This is a genomic window from Nostoc favosum CHAB5714, assembly GCF_020829495.1.
GTDB lineage: Bacteria > Cyanobacteriota > Cyanobacteriia > Cyanobacteriales > Nostocaceae > Nostoc > Nostoc favosum.
Map to the genome: position 1 here is coordinate 1 of NZ_JAIVFQ010000040.1, position 20,133 is coordinate 20,133.

General features: G+C 42.5%; 18 protein-coding genes and 1 pseudogene. 6 read left to right on the forward strand and 13 right to left on the reverse strand.

Features of this window, described 5'->3' with window-relative positions:
* The 4 genes and pseudogenes from LC586_RS22580 to ureE form a co-directional block, all read right to left on the reverse strand.
* Positions 1-230: pseudogene (locus LC586_RS22580) on the reverse strand (hypothetical protein); the annotation flags it as partial.
* 23 nt (positions 231-253) lie between these two features.
* A complete protein-coding gene (ureG, locus tag LC586_RS22585) occupies positions 254-850 on the reverse strand; it encodes an urease accessory protein UreG (RefSeq protein ID WP_100901384.1) in 597 nt (198 codons plus the stop codon).
* Positions 851-970: 120 nt separating this feature from the next.
* A complete protein-coding gene (locus LC586_RS22590) occupies positions 971-1,663 on the reverse strand; it encodes an urease accessory protein UreF (protein ID WP_229486913.1) in 693 nt (230 codons plus the stop codon).
* Positions 1,638-2,081, reverse strand: coding sequence for an urease accessory protein UreE (gene ureE, locus LC586_RS22595; RefSeq protein WP_229486914.1), 444 nt, complete (start codon positions 2,079-2,081; stop codon positions 1,638-1,640). Before ureE ends, LC586_RS22590 begins: the two co-directional genes overlap by 26 nt.
* Positions 2,082-2,449: 368 nt before the next feature.
* On the opposite strand from ureE, the gene LC586_RS22600 reads away from it, so the two are divergent.
* Complete coding sequence (locus tag LC586_RS22600; protein ID WP_229486915.1) at positions 2,450-3,019, forward strand: Uma2 family endonuclease; 570 nt, start codon at positions 2,450-2,452, stop codon at positions 3,017-3,019.
* A 404-nt stretch (positions 3,020-3,423) separates the two neighbouring features.
* Here LC586_RS22600 and LC586_RS22605 read toward each other — a convergent pair whose 3' ends face one another.
* The 3 genes from LC586_RS22605 to LC586_RS40770 form a co-directional block, all read right to left on the reverse strand.
* Positions 3,424-5,202, reverse strand: coding sequence for a PAS domain-containing sensor histidine kinase (locus LC586_RS22605; RefSeq protein ID WP_229486916.1), 1,779 nt, complete (start codon positions 5,200-5,202; stop codon positions 3,424-3,426).
* 63 nt (positions 5,203-5,265) lie between these two features.
* Positions 5,266-7,866: a sensor histidine kinase gene (locus tag LC586_RS22610; protein ID WP_229486917.1), complete on the reverse strand. Its 2,601-nt coding sequence runs from the start codon at positions 7,864-7,866 to the stop codon at positions 5,266-5,268.
* Between the two features lie 53 nt (positions 7,867-7,919).
* Positions 7,920-8,051, reverse strand: a complete 132-nt coding sequence (locus LC586_RS40770) for a hypothetical protein (protein WP_267921716.1) — start codon at positions 8,049-8,051, stop codon at positions 7,920-7,922.
* Between the two features lie 405 nt (positions 8,052-8,456).
* On the opposite strand from LC586_RS40770, the gene LC586_RS22615 reads away from it, so the two are divergent.
* The gene (locus LC586_RS22615; RefSeq protein WP_229486918.1) at positions 8,457-9,044 is read left to right on the forward strand and encodes a Uma2 family endonuclease; all 588 of its coding nucleotides are present in this window, start codon (positions 8,457-8,459) and stop codon (positions 9,042-9,044) included.
* Positions 9,045-9,355: 311 nt separating this feature from the next.
* On the opposite strand, the gene LC586_RS22620 is transcribed toward LC586_RS22615, so the two are convergent.
* Positions 9,356-9,868 (reverse strand): GNAT family N-acetyltransferase, encoded by a 513-nt coding sequence (locus tag LC586_RS22620; protein WP_229486919.1) that lies wholly within the window; start codon positions 9,866-9,868, stop codon positions 9,356-9,358.
* A 175-nt stretch (positions 9,869-10,043) separates the two neighbouring features.
* Here LC586_RS22620 and ada point away from each other — a divergent pair, with 175 nt between their 5' ends.
* The 3 genes from ada to LC586_RS22635 all read left to right on the forward strand — a co-directional run bounded on the left by ada (position 10,044) and on the right by LC586_RS22635 (position 12,345).
* Positions 10,044-11,144, forward strand: a complete 1,101-nt coding sequence (gene ada / locus LC586_RS22625) for a bifunctional DNA-binding transcriptional regulator/O6-methylguanine-DNA methyltransferase Ada (RefSeq protein WP_229486920.1) — start codon at positions 10,044-10,046, stop codon at positions 11,142-11,144.
* A 5-nt stretch (positions 11,145-11,149) separates the two neighbouring features.
* Positions 11,150-11,383: a hypothetical protein gene (locus LC586_RS22630; protein WP_229486921.1), complete on the forward strand. Its 234-nt coding sequence runs from the start codon at positions 11,150-11,152 to the stop codon at positions 11,381-11,383.
* A 386-nt stretch (positions 11,384-11,769) separates the two neighbouring features.
* On the forward strand, positions 11,770-12,345 hold the full coding sequence (locus LC586_RS22635) for a DNA-3-methyladenine glycosylase family protein (protein ID WP_229486950.1): 576 nt from the start codon (positions 11,770-11,772) through the stop codon (positions 12,343-12,345).
* Positions 12,346-12,402: 57 nt separating this feature from the next.
* Here LC586_RS22635 and LC586_RS22640 read toward each other — a convergent pair whose 3' ends face one another.
* The 3 genes from LC586_RS22640 to dapF all read right to left on the reverse strand — a co-directional run bounded on the left by LC586_RS22640 (position 12,403) and on the right by dapF (position 14,033).
* Positions 12,403-12,594, reverse strand: coding sequence for a hypothetical protein (locus tag LC586_RS22640; RefSeq protein ID WP_229453810.1), 192 nt, complete (start codon positions 12,592-12,594; stop codon positions 12,403-12,405).
* On the reverse strand, positions 12,591-12,791 hold the full coding sequence (locus tag LC586_RS22645) for a hypothetical protein (RefSeq protein ID WP_229486922.1): 201 nt from the start codon (positions 12,789-12,791) through the stop codon (positions 12,591-12,593). The genes LC586_RS22640 and LC586_RS22645 overlap by 4 nt, the downstream gene beginning before the upstream one ends.
* Positions 12,792-13,193: 402 nt before the next feature.
* Entirely contained in the window at positions 13,194-14,033 is an 840-nt protein-coding gene (gene dapF / locus LC586_RS22650; RefSeq protein WP_229486951.1) for a diaminopimelate epimerase, read from the reverse strand.
* Between the two features lie 111 nt (positions 14,034-14,144).
* Between dapF and LC586_RS22655 the strand changes: the two genes are divergently transcribed.
* Positions 14,145-14,363 carry an Hfq-related RNA-binding protein gene (locus LC586_RS22655; protein ID WP_229486952.1) on the forward strand — a complete coding sequence of 73 codons (219 nt, stop codon included), beginning with the start codon at positions 14,145-14,147 and terminating at the stop codon, positions 14,361-14,363.
* 195 nt (positions 14,364-14,558) lie between these two features.
* On the opposite strand, the gene LC586_RS22660 is transcribed toward LC586_RS22655, so the two are convergent.
* Positions 14,559-16,343 carry a diguanylate cyclase domain-containing protein gene (locus LC586_RS22660; protein ID WP_229486923.1) on the reverse strand — a complete coding sequence of 595 codons (1,785 nt, stop codon included), beginning with the start codon at positions 16,341-16,343 and terminating at the stop codon, positions 14,559-14,561.
* An 861-nt stretch (positions 16,344-17,204) separates the two neighbouring features.
* Positions 17,205-19,544, reverse strand: a complete 2,340-nt coding sequence (locus LC586_RS22665; protein WP_229486924.1) for a monovalent cation:proton antiporter family protein — start codon at positions 19,542-19,544, stop codon at positions 17,205-17,207.
* Positions 19,545-20,133 lie beyond the last annotated feature (589 nt).

Sequence of the window (20,133 nt, forward strand, 5' to 3'; positions counted from 1 at the left end):
TTCAAAGGCTCAACTTGCGAGTTCAAAGGCTCAACTTGCGAGTTCAAAGGCTCAACTTGCGAGTTCAAAGGCTCAACTTGCGAGTTCAAAGGCTCAACTTGCGAGTTCAAAGGCTCAACTTGCGAGTTCAAAGGCTCAACTTGCGAGTAAAAAGGCTCAACTTGCGAGTTCAAAGGCTCAACTGCCGAGTAAAAAGGCTCATAAACCGCGTCTATACAGGCAAAACCCACCTCCGTGGGTTATAAAATTATTTTTAACAAATATTTGTGCAAACAAAATTAATTACATCTGCAAGTCCAGACTGAGTTTTTAAATTAGTAAAAATAAAAGGTTTATCGCCGCGCATTTTTTTAGCATCTCGTTCCATCACACTTAAATCTGCACCAACGTATGGTGCTAAGTCAGTTTTATTAATCACCAACAAATCAGATTTAGTAATACCGGGGCCACCCTTGCGGGGAATTTTATCACCAGCCGCAACATCGATAACGTAAATCGTTAAATCCACCAATTCTGGACTAAAGGTAGCAGCTAAATTATCACCGCCACTTTCCAAAAATACCAAATCCAAATCGATAAAACGTTCCTCTAACTGTTCAATTGCGGCCAAATTCATCGAAGCATCTTCGCGGATGGCAGTATGGGGACAACCACCAGTTTCTACACCCAAAATGCGATCGCTTGCCAACGCCTGAGAACGCACTAAAAACTGAGCATCCTCCTGAGTATAAATATCATTCGTCACCACCGCAATCTGATACTGCTCACGCAACCCCTTACACAAAGCATCAACTAATGCCGTCTTCCCCGAACCCACCGGGCCAGCAACGCCTACTCGAAATGCATTCATTGTTATTTGTCCTTTGTCCTTTGTTCTTTGTCATTTGTCAGTTGTCACTTTTCCTTGGTACAGGTTATTAGTTCTTAGTTTTTGACCAATGACTAATGACTAATGACTAATGACCAATGACTAACTCCTAAACAACCTTGTATACTGCGTTTCATGCTGCATACTTGCCAGCGATAAACCCCAACTACAACAGGCGAGTTCATCATCCTCCAATGCGAGAATTTCCAATGCCGCAACGCTAAATAATGGTTGTAAATCTAGTAATAACTGCTGTCCTGCTGTTTGTCCAAGGGGGATAAGTTTCACGCCAGCAGTAATCAAATTACTTGCCCAACTATGCAGATATCCGAGTAATGCGGCTTGGATACTGATTTGCCAATGGGCAACTGCAATACCAAAAGCGATCGCATAATTGCAAGGATTACCGACAGCATTGGCAATAGGTATAATCTGCGGTTCTAGTTTACCAAGTAATTGGATCAGCGATCGCCCCATCTGCCAACTAGAGGCGCGTAATTCTTCTGTTTCCCTAGCTGCGGATAACCAGAGATTCCAACGGCATAGCGACTCAATATCACCCATTTTTGTAGCTTGCTGCGATCGTACCATCACCCCTGCCTCTAGCCGAATTGCCCCGTAGAGCAACTCTGCTTTTAACCAATCTTTGAGATGTGTGTGGTTAGCGATCGTACCATTTTCTACCAGCATTTCCAAACCTTCAGAATAACTATATGCTCCCACAGGCAAAGCGGGGCTAGCCAACTGCAAAATACTCAAAAGATGGCTATCAGTGAGCATGATGGTGTTGTCCATAAGCTCCCAATTCTGGCTGAAACGGTAAAATTTCCTCTTTAACTTCTAACCCTAGTTGTTCTAACATGGTGCGTAAAACCGAATCTGAAGACAAGCGTAAATAAGTTGGGGTAATTTCTACAGGTACATGGCGATTTCCCAAATGGTATGCTGCCCGTAATAATAAAAGTGGAGTTTGGGCAAAGGCAGTCAGTACTAGTTCTGGTTTAGCAGTAATTCTGATTAAACTACTATGGGTTTCTTCTTGCAGAATATCACCATCGTGTAAAACAGTTCCTCTGGGTAAATGTAAAAACACAATACCATCTTCCGTTTCAAAGCGATGACGACTGCGGGTGCGTTCTTCTGCTGTTAGCGCCAGAGTAAAAGTAACTGCGGCATCGCGATTAGGTGGTTTAAGTTGGGTAAATGTCAGCATACAGAGTTTCGCTTTATCTTCCGCTTTTCATTATGCTTCTAATTTAACTAATTACGAATTATTTTAATCCCATATATAGCAGTCCTAAATAATTTGTAAAAATTATATATCTCTTTCTTATTTCTTCCCTTTGCGCCCAAAGCCAATACTTTGCGGTTCGTTTTCTTATTTATATTTTTAACGAATCAGATAGGACTGCTATAACAGTCTTTAATTATGAATTACATTAGCGACGCGCAAAGCGATAGCGAGGAACGAGCGTCGGAACGAGCGTCATTACGAATTACGAATTATTTTAAACACCATAGTTGCCTTGCCCGAAGGAAAGATAAAATTAAGCAAATAAAGGCAACAAAACGGGGACAATCATGAACCAAGCCGTTGAGGGAGTACGCTGGACAATTCACGATTTAGAGGTTCTACCCGAAAATGAGTGGACACGCTATGAAATTATTAATGGAGAACTCTTTGTGACTCGCACTCCTCACCGCCGTCATCAACAAGTTTGTGGCAAAATCTTTCGACAACTCGATGTTTGGTCAGATTCGAGTGGTTTAGGGGAAACAATTGTGGCTCCAGGGGTGCTTTTTTCGCAAGCAGATAGCGTCATACCAGATGTAGTTTGGGTAAGTCGAGAACGACTGGCGCAAATTGAAGATGAAGCGGGACATTTGACAGGCGCACCAGAGTTAGTAGTAGAGGTTTTATCCCCTGGTAAACAAAATGAATTTCGAGATAAAGAAGCAAAACTGAAACTATATTCAGTTCAAGGCGTGCGTGAGTATTGGATTGTTGATCGCTTTACTAAACAAGTTGAAGTTTATCGGCGAGAAAAAGCACAGTTGGTTTTAGTTGCTACTTTGCTAGGTGATGATGAAATAACATCGCCACTTTTACCCGGATTTTGTTGTTCTATTGGTTTATTTTTTCCTGAATAATAGCAAATTTTAGAATATTTATGAAAATCTAACCGCCAGATTATAGATGCTTACAAATATTGGAAAAATTTTATCGCGTCTGTTTAAAAAGCCTCAGATAATTTGGTAAAAATCTGCATTAGGTAAGTTATATCATGTCCGCTTGATTGCTTATTAAACCCGAAGAACCCCAAAGAGCCAAAGCTACGCTTTGTCTCCCCTCCCCGCTTGCGGGGAGGGGCTGGGGGTGGGGTGTAATGGCTATGGTTAGCATAACTATTTATGCAGACATGATATTATTTGTGAGGCTGATGAATGATAAAATTTACAATTATTCCTCTTCTCTTTCGTCACAAAATTACTTCTTTGTCTTCGTGGTTAGTTAAAAAAAGATTTTTGGTAACAAAAAGGTTTAATTAGCAACTTCATCCCGTGAATGGGCTACTAATAGGTAATGTAAACCAAAATGTTGCCCCTGCATCCAATGCACTATTCACACCAATTTCGCCGCCGTGAGCATTGATGATTTGCTTACATAAATACAAGCCCAATCCCAAACTTACAGAATTGCGGATACTTGCACCCCGAAAGTAAAGGTCAAAAAGCCGATCGCTTTGTTGTTGACTAATTCCCACGCCGTTATCACTAACAGTACAATAAATTTTGTCATCTTTACGGGTAGCATTGATTGTCAGGAGCAAACCAGGGGCATTATGTTTAAGCGCATTCACAATTAAGTTAGAAAAAACTCGCCATAGTTGCGTGGGATCTGCATTGACTAATGGCAAATCTGCGGATACTAGATTTGTGAGCTTGGCTTGATTTTGCTCTAGCAATGGCTCTAAATCTGCGATCGCAGCTTCGACAACTGTCAGTAATTGTACGGTTTGACGCTGCAAAATAACACCTTGCACCTCGCCGACATGAGCTTCCATCAACGAATTAATTAAATTAAGTTGGCGATCGCTACTTTGAATCATCCGCTCTAAAATTGAGCGTGAAATCGAAATATTCTCTTCTGGACGTGCAAGCAAATTTTTCAGCACCATTAAAGTACCCAGCACTGGGTTGCGTAAGTCGTGAGACACTGCATGGAAAAATACTCGTAGTTCTTCTTCAGTTTGTTTGCGTTGGGTAATATCTTCAATCAAACCTTCGTAGTAAAGTAGCTTTCCTTTTTCGTCACGCACTGCGTAGGCTTTTTCCGAAATCCAGACAATACTTCCGTCTCGGCGATAAATTTGGGATTCAAACTCGGAAACGCTGCCATACTTTTCCATCAGGCGGACAAATTCTGCACGGCGGTTCGGATCAACGTACAATTGTTCAATAACAGTGGAATTTGCTGTCACTTCCTCCGCTAAAGAGTAGCCATAAATGCGTGCTAAAGCCGGATTTGCTGTAATGTAACGTCCATCTGGACTGCTTTGAAAAATCCCTTCAACGGCGTTTTCAAAAATGCTGCGATATTTAGCTTCTGCAACCTTGAGTTTTTGGTAGGCAGATTCCAGTTCTTGACGGGCGTAAAATTCAGAACGTTGCAGGCGATCGTACAGATAAACACCAATGTCGCATATAGCACAAAACCAAAAAATGTATAAAATGAACGTTACATTATATATTTCTGGATGGTCGGGAATTGGTGTTTTTAGTCCAAGTGCTGTATTCACACCAAAATAGTAAGTTAGCACACTCACTTGAGTCAGCAAGTGAAGAATCCAGCAGACAGGTATCAACACAGCTTGGCTCAAGAACAGCAGCGACCAGCCGATAGTATCAGGTAGCGCGAAACCTCTGATGGTTGCAAACAACTGTGATGCTAGACTAATTGACCAAGAAGACCCCAAAAATAATAAATCTGGACGATGACGACCTAACTTAGTTTTATGTAAGGCAAGGCAGATTAGTATATTCAGCAACATTGCAATATTAATTACAAGGCGCTGAGTTCTAAGCACTTCTGGAAGATGCTGCAACTCTGCAAAAGGAAAAAACAAGCCGTAAATGTCTCGCAAAGTAAAAGACAACAGACACATCAGCGCCAGCCATAACCATAAACGCAATCTCTGCCACAAAAAAAGGTTACGCCAATCTCTGTAAAGAGTAGTCGTTTCATCTCTTGTTGGTGCAGAAAAGGTTTGTCTGCACCACCTTTGCAGTGTTGTAAACGGAGTAGCCATTAGCATCCGAGCAACTTTGCCCATACCTTGAGGGTGTTTCCCTAACTCAACATTGCCATAAATAACACCCTCTCATTTTTTGGTGATTTATGGGCGATTTGTTGCGGATGTTGCTAAAGGTAGTGTAAACCAGAAAGTTAACCCACGCTTGCGGTTACTAATAACACCGATTTCGCCGCCATGTGCTTTAATAACTTTCCGACAAAGATACGTTTTTAAGCCAATGCTTGTGGAACAACAATCTTGGGGATCGCGGACATGCAGATCGAAAAGGCGATCGCACTCTTGTTTAGTCATTACCACACCGTCATCTTGAATCTGAGTGCGAATCATTCCGCCTTCAACGCTGGCACTCAGAATAAAATTTAATCCTGGTGGATTATTTTGCAAGCTATATGTTACCAAATGTGCCAAAACTTTCTCCAACCGAGTTGCATCTGCCATTACTAATGGTAAATCGGCGGGAACCAAGTTCTTCAGAGTTGCTTGATTTTGTGCCAGTGTGGGTTCCAACTGGGTGAAAATTGCTCCCAGTAGGGTGTTAAAATCCATAGGTTCGGGTTTGATGTCAATACCCTTTTTTTCATAAGAATTAATTTCTAGCAATGAGTTAATCATCGTCAGTTGGCGATCGTTGCCTTGAATCATCCGCTCAATTATCGACCGAGATACTGGAATTGGGGGTTGGGAAAAGGCAGAGGGGCACTTAGCAGGAAGCAGAGGGGAAAGAGGTAATTTTTTATTCTCCCCCTTGCCCCCTGCCCCCTGCTCCCCTGCTTCTTCCCCAGTACAGACGCGATTAATCGCGTCTCTACGCACTCCCTGATTTAACAAATTCTTTAACACCATCAAGTTACCCATCACCGAAGTTCGTAAATCGTGAGCAACTGTGTGCAAAACAACATCTTTTACCCGATGCAATTCTTCAACTTCTTGCATTTTCTGCTGCAATTGTGCTGTCCGTTCTTGTACCTGGTGTTCTAAATTAGTGTTAAGTTCTGCGAGTTTTTGGTATATCTGGCTTTGCTGAATGGCGATCGCTACCTGTTCTGACATCTGCTGTAACAAATCAATTTCTATCGGTTGCCAATGACGCGGCCCTGAACATTGATTGGCAATTAATGCCCCAAATAATTCATTACCTAGCATTATTGGTACAGTCAAAGTCGCCTTCGTTTGGAATTTTTGAAAGTGCGCTTTGACTTTGGGAGATAATGCTACTTGCGTTATATCTTCAATGACACCCACAACATTATCTTTGAGTAAGTTTCTCAATTCTTGTAGATAAGCTTCATCATTAGTAGACCATCCTGTGACTGATGGATACTTGGGAGCTACTGATTCTGCAAGAGTTCTGGCTCCTAATTTGGTATTATTTAAACAAATAAAAACTCGATCTGCTTGCAGAAATTGCCTGACTTCGGTGACGGTGGTTTGAAGAATTTCCTCTAACTTAAGCGAAGACCGAATTCGTACTAAGGTTTCTGCCAACAAGCGATCGCGTTCTGCTGATAGACGTAATTGCGCTTCTACCTGCTTGCGTTCTGTAATGTCGTGATGGACTGCTAGGATCGAAGGCAGACCATCTAAATCAATGATTTCGGCTGAAAGCAGCGTTGTAATTATCTTGCCAGACTTTTGCCGAAATTCAACTTCCAAGTTGCGAACAACTCCTGTGGCTTGCAACTTCTGTAACAAATTCTGGCGATAGCGATCGTCTACCCAAAGATTTAACTCAAAAGAAGTTTTACCAATCGCCTCATCTCGCTCATAACCTGAGAGTTTCACAAAACTGTCGTTAACTTCGATGAAGCGTCCTTCTTGGAGTGTGCTGATGGTAATTGAATCAGGGCTGCAACTAAAAGCTTTAGCAAATTTTTGGGCAAGATTTTGTAAAGCAACTTCTGCTTGTTTGCGTTCTGTGATGTCTCGGACAATTGCTACTACCTCATCTTGACCACTGACTACCAACCGCGCCTCATAATCTTTGACTCCCAAAAGCGTTGGTAGTTGATATTCGCAAGTTTGCAAAGTTCCAGAATCTAAAGTTTTAGCGATCGCTTCCAAGCTAATTGCGGCAACATCACTAGGCAATAACTCTTGCACATGTTTCCCAACTATTTTTTCTTTGGAGAGAGTGACATTTGCTCCCTCACTTTTCAAATCTAGATATTCGCTATCACGGCTAATGCGAAACATTAAATCGGGGATAGCATCTAAAACTGCTTTATACCGCGCCTCACTCTCAAGCAATTTTTCTTGGGCTTGTTTTCGGTCTGTAATATCCATGACCAAGCCATTCCAAAACAAATCGCCTGATTCTTGTAATTCGCGTTGCGAAGTAGCTTGAATCCATTTAAGTTTCCCACTAGGCGTAATGATGCGACCTTCCCAATGCCAAGGTGTAATATTTGTAGTACAATAAGCTATAGATTCTGTAAAAGCTTTTATATCCTGTGGATGAATCAGTTTGTATAGCACCCGAAAGTCTTTCTGTATAGCTTCTGGTTCTAATTCATACAAATATTCACAACCAGAACTAACATAAAGGACTAACACAGAACTATCCTGCTGTTGCAGAACTTGGAAAATCATTCCTGGTAAATTGACAGCAAGTTTTGAGAGCAAGTTAATAGCGTCTTGCTGGCAATTTGGTGTATACAGCGATTTTACAACGGTTTCATCCACTCTTTGACCCTTTGATACACAAGCTATTGATGTACAATTAAAAGCCAGAATAACTAATTTAACAGTTTTAATTCTGTAGGCAGAATCGCTAACAGAATTAAAACTGCACCTTCTTTCAGAGTAGTTCCTGGTGAGGCGATCGCATTCCCCCAATCGGGTGAACGATTTGCCAGGGGGAAAATCATTTCAGGAGTGCTGAGTTATATCATGTCCGGGTAATTAGTTATGATTCCATAGTCATTGCACTCCACACACCAGATGCTCCACTTGGCGTCTCTCCGAAATCCCATTCGTGAGAGGCTAGCGCCAATGCGGAGCGTCTCGTAGAGAAGGGAGAAGTTTCGGCCCAAGCCTTTGAGAATTGTAACCCGCAAATCCCCGACAACTTTACGAAGTTGGGGATCTTGTTTCTGCGCGTTTGATTCAGGATTGCTATATTAGTCCATCAAGCTAACGAAAGCTTGGTACTTAGTAAGCACGCTTTGTGTTTAATATAAGGACTAAAATCCTTACTACAAACTTATTTACCTAGCATCGTTGAATTGACAGACTACTAGAATAGAGATATTGCTTCCACCCAAACTGATAACATGAATACTACCACCGTCAGTTTACCTCCTACCCTCGAATTAAATATCGACTTGACTGACGAGCAATTTTTTCAGCTTTGCCAAAATAATCGAGACTTAAAGTTTGAGCGGACAGCTTCAGGGGAATTAATTATTATGCCACCTACGGGGAGTAGTACTAGTGACCGTAATGCCGATTTAACTTATCAATTAAGAGCTTGGAGTCGTCAAAATAAGCTAGGGAAATCCTTTGACTCTTCTGGTGGTTTCAAACTTCCAAACGGTGCAGAGCGTTCTCCAGATGCTTCCTGGGTGAAAATGGAACGGTGGAATGCTTTAAGCGAAGCAGAAAAAGAAAGATTTGCTCCTTTGTGTCCCGATTTTGTAGTTGAGTTAATGTCTCCAAGTGATTCCTTAGAAAAAACACGAGCCAAAATGAGGGAATATATGGAGAATGGCGCCAGATTAGGCTGGTTAATTAATAGAGGACAGCAACAGGTAGAAATTTATCGTCCCAATCGAGAAGTTGAGATTTTACAAAGTCCTAAAACTCTATCGGGAGAAGATGTTTTGCCAGGATTTATTTTAGATTTGGCGGAAATTTGGTGAGTAATTTCCTACCCTGAATCATTCATAATAAACCATAACCCCGACAACTTTTATGAAGTCGGGGATCTGCGCTCACGAGTTTGTACATTAAAAAACTGAGATAATCAACTTTGATCGCAAGAATCAGATAGAAAGTAGTTTCTCGATACAGCTAATCTATTCTCACTTAGAACATGAATAGATTTACTAACATGGAGAAATTAATAATAGGTTTTTGGGAGTGGATAGTTTCTGTATTATGGCGATGCTCGGTCTTTTTTATCAAGAAAGGCAGGAGGACGTTCGGCGAAGGCTCAATAGAGCCGCAGAGGTTAGGAGGAAAACCTACCATTTGCCTCACTAGCCAGTCTTTCATATTCAGGTCGTAAAACTGACATGATAATCAGGGAATCATAACCATTTTCTGATTTTAGACATTCGCGTAGTTTTCCTTCTACAACAAAACCAGCACCTTTGTAGACAGCCTGAGCACGATGATTTTGCTCTTTAACATCTAGCCATAACCGATGTGCTTTGTATGTCTCAAACACCAATTTCTTAATCATTTCAACAGTGTCTTTGCCATAACCTTGCCCCTTCTGTGTGATGACAAGGCGACGAAACTCAATACTCTGATTTAAATTAAGCAGTCCAGCCAAAATAACGTAGCCAATTTTTGTTTCTGTTTGCACAATCAGATGAGCAATATCAGAATCAGCGATCGCTTGAAGATGCTGTTGATATGACCAAGGAGTGATGTACTGTCGATTATCGTCATCATACTCGGCTTGTAGAACATAATCGAGATCAGCTTCTTGTGTTTTGCGTAGACTTAAACTGTGCATGATCTCACTCAACGACGTATTATCATTACTTTATTCGTTATTGTGAACGGTTACGTTTATCTTCGGTGAACATTTACCAGCATCACGCTCATCTTTGCGGATCTAGTTGTCATTGACGGTAGGGTGATGAAAGTAAATTAATTCTTTAATAAAAAATATATTGAAGGAAGCATTAATGCAATTACAACAAACACCAGTTTTGGAAGAAACTCTTTGGCAAGCAGTTCTGAATCGAGATCCCACAATTGACGGCAAGTTTTTCTATGGTGTTCGCTCTACAGGCATTTATTGCCGACCTATTTGCCCTAGTCGCAAACCGAATCGCAATCAAGTTTGTTTCTTCCAGTCGGCACAAGAGGCTGAAATTGCAGGTTTTCGAGCTTGTAAGCGCTGTCAGCCACAATTTGAAACAGTTCCAAATACAGCTAAATCCAAAGTTTTAGCAGTATGTCGATACATTGAAGCACAAGGCGATCGCATCCCAACCCTCTCAGAATTATGCTCTCAAGTGGGAATGAGTCCCAGTTATCTGCAAAAGGTATTCAAGCAAATAATTGGCGTATCGCCTTTTCAATATGCAGATGCGCTGCGTAGCCAACGATTGAAGCAGCGTCTTCAGTCAGGCGAGGAAATTGCTCATGCAGTTTACGACACTGGATATGGTTCAAGTAGCCAACTGTATGAGAAAGCACCTAAACAACTGGGAATGACACCAAAGACTTACCAACAAGCTGGAAAGACAATGAGTATTGTTTATGCGATCGCTCCATGTCCACTAGGATATTTGCTTGTGGCAACAACAGAGAAGGGTATCTGTGCCGTTAAACTAGGTGATGAAGCAGATAAGCTTGAACACATTTTGAACCAGGAATTTCACCAAGCGCACATCATACGTGATGACCACACACACAAGGAATGGATACAAGCAATCCTTGGCTTTATTGCGGGAGGCGAGGCACATCTCAATTTACCACTTGATGTCCGTGGGACAGCATTTCAGAAACAGGTTTGGGAAGTATTACAGAAAATTCCCTATGGCGAAACCCGCACCTACACTGATATTGCCCGTGATATTGCCAAACCCCAGGCAGTCCGCGCTGTAGGTAATGCTTGTGGAGCTAATCCAACAGCGCTGATTGTACCGTGTCACCGAGTGCTGCAAAGTGATGGCAGTCTTGGTGGTTATCGCTGGGGAATTGAGCGCAAACAAAAACTGCTTGTACAAGAGTCAGAGCGTTGCGCGCGGGACTGGGGATTGGGAGGTTTGAGGTTCTGAGGTGGATGAACGGAGTTCTGAGGTGGATGAATGAGTCTTTGAGGTGGATGAATGAGTCTTTGAGGTGGATGAATGAGTCTTTGAGGTGGATGAATGAGTATCTGAGGTGGATGAATGAGTCTTTGAGGTGGATGAACGAGTCTTTGAGGTGGATGAACGAGTCTTTGAGGTGGATGAATGAGTATCTGAGGTGGATGAATGAGTATCTGAGGTGGATGAATGATATCATGTCCGCATAATTAGTTATGATTCCTACAGTCATTACACCCCACCCCCAACCCCTCCCCGCAAGCGGGGAGGGGAGACAAAGCTACGCTTTGGCGGGGTGGGGTTCTTCGGGTTTAATAAGCAATCAAGCGGACATGATATGAGTCTTTGAGGTGGATGAACGAGTCTTTGAGGTGGATGAACGAGTTCCCAGTCCCCAGTCCCTTTTTCGGTCAAAATTTTACAAAGATGACATTAGACATAGGAGTGAAAAAGAATGTAGAGACGCGAAATTTCGCGTCTCTACAAGGGTTCTGGATAACGCATATTTAATTTCTGGAGATGTCTATTGGAAGAAACAGCCGCACAAACACCTAAATTAGAATCGCTGACTCAAGAAAGTCTTACCCGTGGTTTAATGGTGCTTGCCAATCTTGATAGCGATTTGGCTCGGATTTTAGAAACACTGGGGCCTCCACCTATTTGGCAAAGAGAACCAGGTTTTGCAACGCTGTTGTGCATAATTCTGGAACAGCAAGTTTCCGTAGCGGCTGCAAGGGCTGTATTTAACCGTCTATGTGGGGTTGTTGTACTGCTGACGCCAGAAAATTTTCTGACATTGGATGATGTTCAATTGAGAGGGATTGGATTCAGTCGGCAAAAGATTCTATACTGTCGTGGGTTGGCGAATGCAATAACAAGTGGTCAGCTTGACCTAACCAAGCTGGAGAGAATGGACGAAACTACTATCAGAACTGAGTTAAAGCGTCTCAAAGGTATTGGAGACTGGACAGTTGATATTTACTTGCTTATGGCGCTGCAACATCCTGATGTCTTTCCTAAAGGCGATTTGGCGATCGCGATCGCTTTCCAAAAACTCAAAAACTTGGCGACGCGTCCAACACCAGTTCAACTAGAAGCAATGACACAGCACTGGCGACCGTGGCGAGCAGTTGCAGCAAGACTTCTATGGCACTACTACTTGAGTGCATAATAAAAACTGTTGCAACCCATAAGTTACAACAGTTCGAGAGATTATTTTAACTCCTTATTAAACTGCTTGTTGACGTTTAATTTCTTGTCTCAATACTTCACATCGTTTCACAGCTTCTCTTGCTTGTTGTCTGTACTGTTTGGCTTGTTCTCGGTCAATTAAACATACTTCCGTCGCTTTACGCATCAATTCAACTGCTTGTGTACTAAGTTCTTTAATACGAGTTCTTAAATCTTCAATTGTTTTCATTTTTCCTCCAGTTCTGAGATGACAAGTTCTAAATTTTCTACTTCTTCATAAAGTCTATCGGCTCTACTAACTAACAAGCTAGCGTCTTCATCATCGTTATTTGCTACTGCATTATCATGGGCTTGGTATAAATCTTCAATGATTTGGTGTAATTGTGCGTAAGCTTTTAGCAATGCGTCAAGTGTCGTTTGTTTCAACTCGGTACTACCTCATTTTTTGGGTCAAAAAGTTGTCTGATGCATGACACTCTCAAGCAGGGTTTTAAACATGGTAGGACTTACGCACGAGTTACGGAATAACGAACCTTATTAGGCACAGAGAAGCCAGTGCGCCCTTGCGGTTAAGAGACTTGTTCGCTCTTAGCGTTCCCGCTCTTTAGCAACTGGCGCGGCACGGAGAAATCAGAGTTTGAGAGATATTTTGCGTAAGTCCTACATGGTTCAAAGAACGAAATTTCGTTCTTTAGCGGAAAATCAAAGACTAAAATTTGAGTGTTCAAGCAACGTAAAAAGCCCATTTTAGGCACATCTGTAATAAACCTACACCTGTCAGGATATTTATATGGCACTACTACTTGAGTAATGCCAATAGTAAGTCGGTTACAGTTTCCCAGTGAATACTCGTTCAGCCGGGCCTGTCATGTAAACCCGTTGGTCTACTTCTGACCATTCAATTTGCAAGGGGCCACCTGGTAATTCTACAGTTGCGGCGCGATCGCATTTCCCAGTTAACACTCCAGCTACTAAAGAAGCACAAGCACCAGTCCCGCAAGCTAATGTAATCCCAGCACCCCGCTCCCATACCCGCATTTTCAAATAGTCACGACGCACCACTTGAATAAATTCGGTATTTATGCGTTGCGGAAAAACTGGATGATGCTCAAATTTTGGGCCGATACTTTCTAGCTCAATTGCTGCTACATCTTCTACAAAGGTAATGCAGTGGGGATTTCCCATATTTACACAGGTGACATCCCAAGTTTGCCCCGCCACCTCTAACGGCTGAGAAATTACTTTTTCTTTATCGGGTGCAAGATTAGTAGGAATTTCGCCAGCGAGTAACCTGGGTAAACCCATGTCTACTTTAACTTGACTATTAGGCAGGATTTGGGGAATCATCACACCACCCAAAGTATGAATGCGATATGAGTCTTTATTTCGGGATTCACCTTCTAAATCAGCCAAAAAGCCAGCTAAACAGCGAATGCCGTTGCCACACATTTCTGGTTCAGAACCATCGGAATTAAAAATCCGCATGGTGTAGTCAGTGGCATTTTCTCCAGGTAGGGCAAAAATTACACCATCAGCACCGATACCAAAATGGCGATCGCACAACTTGATGGCTTGCTCTGGAGTCACTACAGGCACTGATGACGAGCGATTGTCAATCAAAATAAAGTCGTTGCCTAGACCATGATACTTAGTAAATTCGATTGCCATTTCCAAAATCAATAAATTATATTTGTGTTTTGTCATTAGTCCTTTGTCATTTGTGAATAACCAATGCCCGATGACCAATGACCAATGACCAATGACCAATGACTAATGACTATGCTTACCGAATTTGACACCACTTTGCCTAGTATTATACAAGTCCAAAACCTGATTAAACAAACAACGCCAGTAGAGTTAAAGCTGCTGACTCAGGATGTGCTGACAGGAAAGGTTTTATGGCAAGATCCACAGTGTATCTGTATTGCTGATGAAAACAGTCAGCAAACCACTGTTTGGAAACAAGCGATCGCCTACATCAAGCCGAAAGTGAGTTAGGAGTGAGGCAGAAAAATCACAGGAGCAGGGGGCAGAGGGAATGCTCCTTCTGCCCTGCCGCAAAACGAAGTGGAGCAAGGGTTTCAATCCCCCACTTCAACAAGAGTGGTTTTCGTTCAGTCGGGGTACAATCCCCGTCTGAACCTCCCCCTGCTCCCCGGCCTCTTTTTGAACCCCTATTTCTCGTTACTGGACTTAGAGTTTTCCAGCACAAACCCACCTATTGCGTCCTTGTTCTTTAGCTTTATACAAAGCTTTGTCGGCTGCGTTAATCAACTCTTGAATTGAACTTTTTTCTGTTGGAATAGCAATCGCAACACCTAAACTGACGGTCACAAAATATTGAAAGTTATTCTTCTTCTTATGGGGAATCTTTAATTCTTGAATAGACTTTTGAATCAACTTAGTTACTTTAATAGCACCTGATTCGTTCGTATTTGGCAAAATTACAATAAATTCTTCACCACCATAACGAGCTAGTAAATCGGTAGGACGCTTTAATACAGCTTGGGCTGCACGAGCAACTTGTATTAAGCATTCATCCCCAGCTAGATGTCCATAAGAATCGTTATAATCCTTGAAATAGTCAATATCAAATAAAACTAAAGATAAATAATTTTCAGTTAGTCTTAGTCGATTCCATTCCTGCTCTAAAAATTGTTCAAAACAATGACGGTTTGCGATTTGGGTTAGAGCATCTAGCTTACTAAGTTTTTCTAGCTGAGAATTTGCAAGTTCTAAAGCATGGTTTGTTTGAGCAAGCTGATTAGCTTGAGAGCGGGATTGCTCTAATAATTCAGAATGTTCTAAAGCTACATTAAACTGAGCTGCTAACTGTTGGATAAATTGAATTTCCGACGTTTTCCACTCGCGTGAACAATGGCACTGATGAACACATAGTAATCCCCATAAAGTTTTTCCTTTCATTAGAGGTGCAATAATTTGCGCCTTGATTTGCAATTGCTCTAACAGTTGAATGTGGCAATCCTTTAGTCCAGCTTGATAAACATCTGATAATACCTGTATACGCCCTTGGTGATAAGCAACTGCATATTTTTCACCAAAACAATCATCCTTCACCTTTATGGCGATCGTAGAATCGTAGTCAGGCAATACATTCTCGGCGACAAATTCTCCACAGGTATAGTTCGATTCCGGGTCAAATCGAAAGATACTGACGCGATCAGTACGGAGAGCCTTACGAACTTCTCGTACAGTAGTTTTAAATAAGGTGTCTAGATTAAGAGATTCACGAATTTCAGCAACTAAATTAAACAAAATATCCTGCTGCTGATTGGCTTTATACAGTTCTGCTGCTTTTTGTTTTGCTTGAGCTAAAAATTCTGCTTGTTTAACTGCAAATCCTAACTGCGTTGCAATCTGAGACAGAAACTGAATTTCTAATTTTTTCCATTCATGTGGCTGTGAGTGCTGATAAGCAGCAAGCACTCCCCACAGTTTTTTTCCAACAAAAATTGGTGCAGTTGCATAAGCTCGAATATGGAACTGTTCTAAAATTTCTAAATGGCATTGGCACAAGTCTGCTGCGTAGACATCGGAAGCAACTAAAGTTTCATGATTACGATACCGTCCACCTTGATGTTCTTGTAGATAAGAGTCATTCCAAACTGTATTTTTTCCTAATGTCTCTACATCATCCCATCCAGTTTCTGCAAACTCAAAGTCGCTGACAAATTCTCCACCCCAGTTTTCATAGAAACGATAGACGGCAATCCGCTCGACGCGGAGTAACTTGCAAGTTTCCTTGGTAGTTGTACGAAAAATTGTTTCTAACTCAAAAGAAGCTCGGATTTTGCTAATAACTCGGTAAAGCGCCCTTTCTTGCTTTTCTAGCTGCTGAATTTGAACTTGTTTATCATGCAGTTGAGTTTCTAAATTACTAACACTAGGCTGTCCTAAAAGCTTACAGAGTAGATTAGCAGATACTTTCGGAATAATATGCAAATTTTTATAAAACATTATAAAGATAATTTCAGTAATATTTTATAGATGAAAAAAGACAGCGACAACGCTGTAACAACGTAATTTTTCGTAGTTTATAGCCATTATCGCGTAAGGAAGTTTCGTGGTCACTTCTCTCCATCTGACTTTTGCTATTACAGCTATTTTCAGGTAAATAGACCACGCGGTAGGGGCACAGCAAAGCTTAGCCCTTACAACAGATGTGGTTCAAATACATGATTTCTGCTGTAAGTCTTAAAACAGCTTGCTCACAAAGGATTTTGGATAAAGCACCCAAGCTTGATTTGTCCCCTTTTCCCGCACCCACTTGACAATAGTACAATTACCTTAAACTCTTACGGATGGGCTGTTACTGAAACTGGGCTGCAAGTTGCTCAATCGATAAGGCGCGATCGCTGGATTGAGCCGCTTAGGGACTTCCAGATAAAAAAATATCCCAAAACTGACCCAAAAATCCTCTCCATTTCTCCTGTCTCTGTGTTCTCTGCGTCTGGAGTGGTAGCCTTCGGCAAGCCGCTTTGCGTCTACGTTTATTTGGATAATTTATTTCTTGGAAATCCCTTATATCATGTCCACTTGATTGCTTATTAAACCCGAAGAACCCCACCCCGACAATCGTCGCTTTGTCTCCCCTCCTGCTTGCGGGGAGGGGCTGGGGGTGGGGTGTAATGGCTGTGGTTAGCAAACTATATTATGGGGACATGATATTACTTGCGCCAGTCGATTATCAACTAGTACAAGGCGGCGTAAATAAACCTACCATTTCATTACAGCCAGAAAGCCCAAAATTAAAGCTTTTTAACTTTTGATTTTTGAATGCGTGACTTCCGCCTTGCGGTACTAGGGGAGTCTTAAAGCTTAATCAGTCACACTATCGGCAGGGAGAAACTCTTTGAGCGCTTCTGCTGAGGCAGCTTTCACCACTGGGATAGAAAGGGGTACTGAAGTAGCGATCGCAAATAACTTTTGTAGTTGACTTAGACCTGTCAAACCACCACATAATAATACTTGGTCGCCAACTCGCAAGTCCATGCTGCCATCAGGATAGCGGATAAACTTGCCATCTCGCCGGATCGCCTGTACCTGTACTCCAAACTGCTTGCTGATATCTAAATCTGCAAGGGTTTTACCTAACGTTGGCGTATCTGCATTCACTGTAACCCACTGGCAAGCACTATTTTCTCCGGGAACAGCAGCTTGTCCCTTGGCGAATTCTGCCAAAGCCGCCAGTTCTTCATCTGCCCCTACTACCAACAGGCGATCGCCTTCTTCCAATTTGGTTTGATTATTGGGATAATCGATTTCATCGCCGTTAGCGCGGCGAATTGCCATCAAACTCGCTCCTGTTAAGTAGCGCATATCTGCTTCTTCTATGCTCATGCCAATTAAGGGCGAAGCAGATGGTAGAGGATACCAGCGTTGATTTAGATCGCGAGTTGCTTGGCGCAAATCACGAGCAACTTCAGTAGCAGAACGCTCTGGGCGAAAGTCTAAATAATGATCGTTGCGGATTTGCTGCATTTCGCGTTGGACGACAGCTGGCGACAACAAGCCTAAGCTAGTTAATAAATGAGTTGCCATTTCTAAGCTGGCTTCAAACTCTGGTTGCACAACTTCTTTCGCTCCCAATTGATACAGCACCTCAATATTTTTATCCTGGGTAGCACGGACAACCAAATCTAATTCTGGGCGCAATTCTAAAGCGCGTTTCAAGCAAAGACGGGTACTCATGGGGTCTGGAAGTGCGATCGCCATTCCTTTGGCATGATTCACCCCGGCGGTTTCTAGAACATGTAAACTCACGCAATTGCCATAAACATAAGACACCCCAGCCTCACGCAACTGCTGAATTCTACTCTCTGATTGGTCGATTACCACCACAGGTATGTCGTGTTGCAGCAACAACTTCACTAAATTTTTGCCGACTCGCCCATAGCCGCAGACTACCAGATGGTCTTTGAAAGGCAAATCTTCCGACACATCCCGCGCCTCTTCTTCTTCTAAGTACGGTTTCAACCAGGGCATTGATTCGGCAAAATTAAATAAAAATGGCACTAACCGCAGGACAAAGGGAGTAAGCATGAGAGTAACTGCGGTGGTTCCCAAAATTAATAAGTATATTTGTCGGGACACCAGCCCCAAAGTTTGCCCTTCACTAGCGAGAACAAAGGAAAATTCCCCAATTTGCGCCAGTCCCAAACCGGCGATTATCGCTGTTTTCAAAGGGTAGCCAAACAGCTTTACTAGGGGGGTGATAATCAAAAATTTACCTACGAAAACTAGTGCCACCAGTCCTAAAATCAATTCCAGGTTGTTCCACAAAAACACTGGGTCGATTAACATGCCAATGGCGGCAAAAAATAAACTGGCAAAGATATCTCGCAGTGGTTCCACATAAGTCAGGGTTTGATCGGCGTACTCCACCTCAGAAATCATCAAACCGGCGACAAATGCCCCCATTTCAATTGACAGCCCCAAATGCTCTGTCAACAGAGCAATGCCCAAGCATAAAGCTACAACCCCTAACAAAAATAGTTCTCGGCTTTCGGTACGGGCTAGCAGTCGCAACAAAGGCGGTATCAGCCAAATCCCCGCAGCTATTGCACCAGCAGCGAATAAAGCAATCCACAACAGTGCTGTCAGTACAGCGATGCCAATAGTTTCTGCGGGTTGGTTGAGGGCTGGTAAGACTGCTAACATCAGTCCCAGTGCTAAGTCCTGTACTACCAAAATCCCTAGCATCACTTGCCCATGAGGCGTTTCTGTTTCATTGCGCTCCATCAAGCATTTGAGGACAACTGCTGTCGAAGACAAGGATAGAATACACCCCAAGAACATGCCCTTAGCCGGTAAAGTTCCCCAGGCTCCGGTTAACCCGCATACCACAACTGTGACTAAAATTGTCAGAGCAATCTGGAGTCCACCTCCGCCAAGAGCGATCGCTTTTACTTTCTTAAGTTCCCCAAAGGAAAATTCCACACCCAAGGCGAATAACAAAAAGGCAACGCCGAACTGTGCCAGAGTCTCTACTTGAATAACTTCTTTAATCAGTCCCAGTCCGGCTGGGCCAATGATCATCCCGCCAATGAGATACCCTAGCAGCACGGGTTGTCGCAAAAGTGCCGCCAACAGTCCACCGCAGGCGGCAACGCCTAAAACTAAAACTAAATCAACAATTAGCCTAAAATCTTCTTGCACCAGTTTTAAAAGAACTATTAATTAAGACCTATTAATTCAGCATACAAAGTTTTATGATCTCAAGCAGCTTGTTTGGTGAAGGGGCGACAGAATTTGCATATTGGGCATTGAGGATGGGGGCAAGTGGAGTTTTTATGGTTGTTCACGAGTATTAAAGGTGGATGAACGAGTATCTAAGACTCATATTATGTCCGCTTGATTACTTATTAAACCCGAAGAACCCCACCCCCAACCCCTCCCGAAGAGCGGGGAGGGGAGACAAAGCACAGCTTTGGCGGGGTGGGGTTCTTTTATTATGGGTAATTTGGCGGATATGATATCATTCACGAGTATCAAAGGTGGATGAACGAGTATCTAAGACTCATATTATGTCCGCTTGATTACTTATTAAACCCGAAGAACCCCACCTCCAACCCCTCCCGAAGAGCGGGGAGGGGAGACAAAGCACAGCTTTGGCGGGGTGGGGTTCTTTTATTATGGGTAATTTGGCGGACATGATATCATTCACGAGTATTAAAGGTGGATGAACGAGTATCTAAGACTCATTAATGAGTATTAAAGGTGGATGAACGAGTATCTAAGACTCATT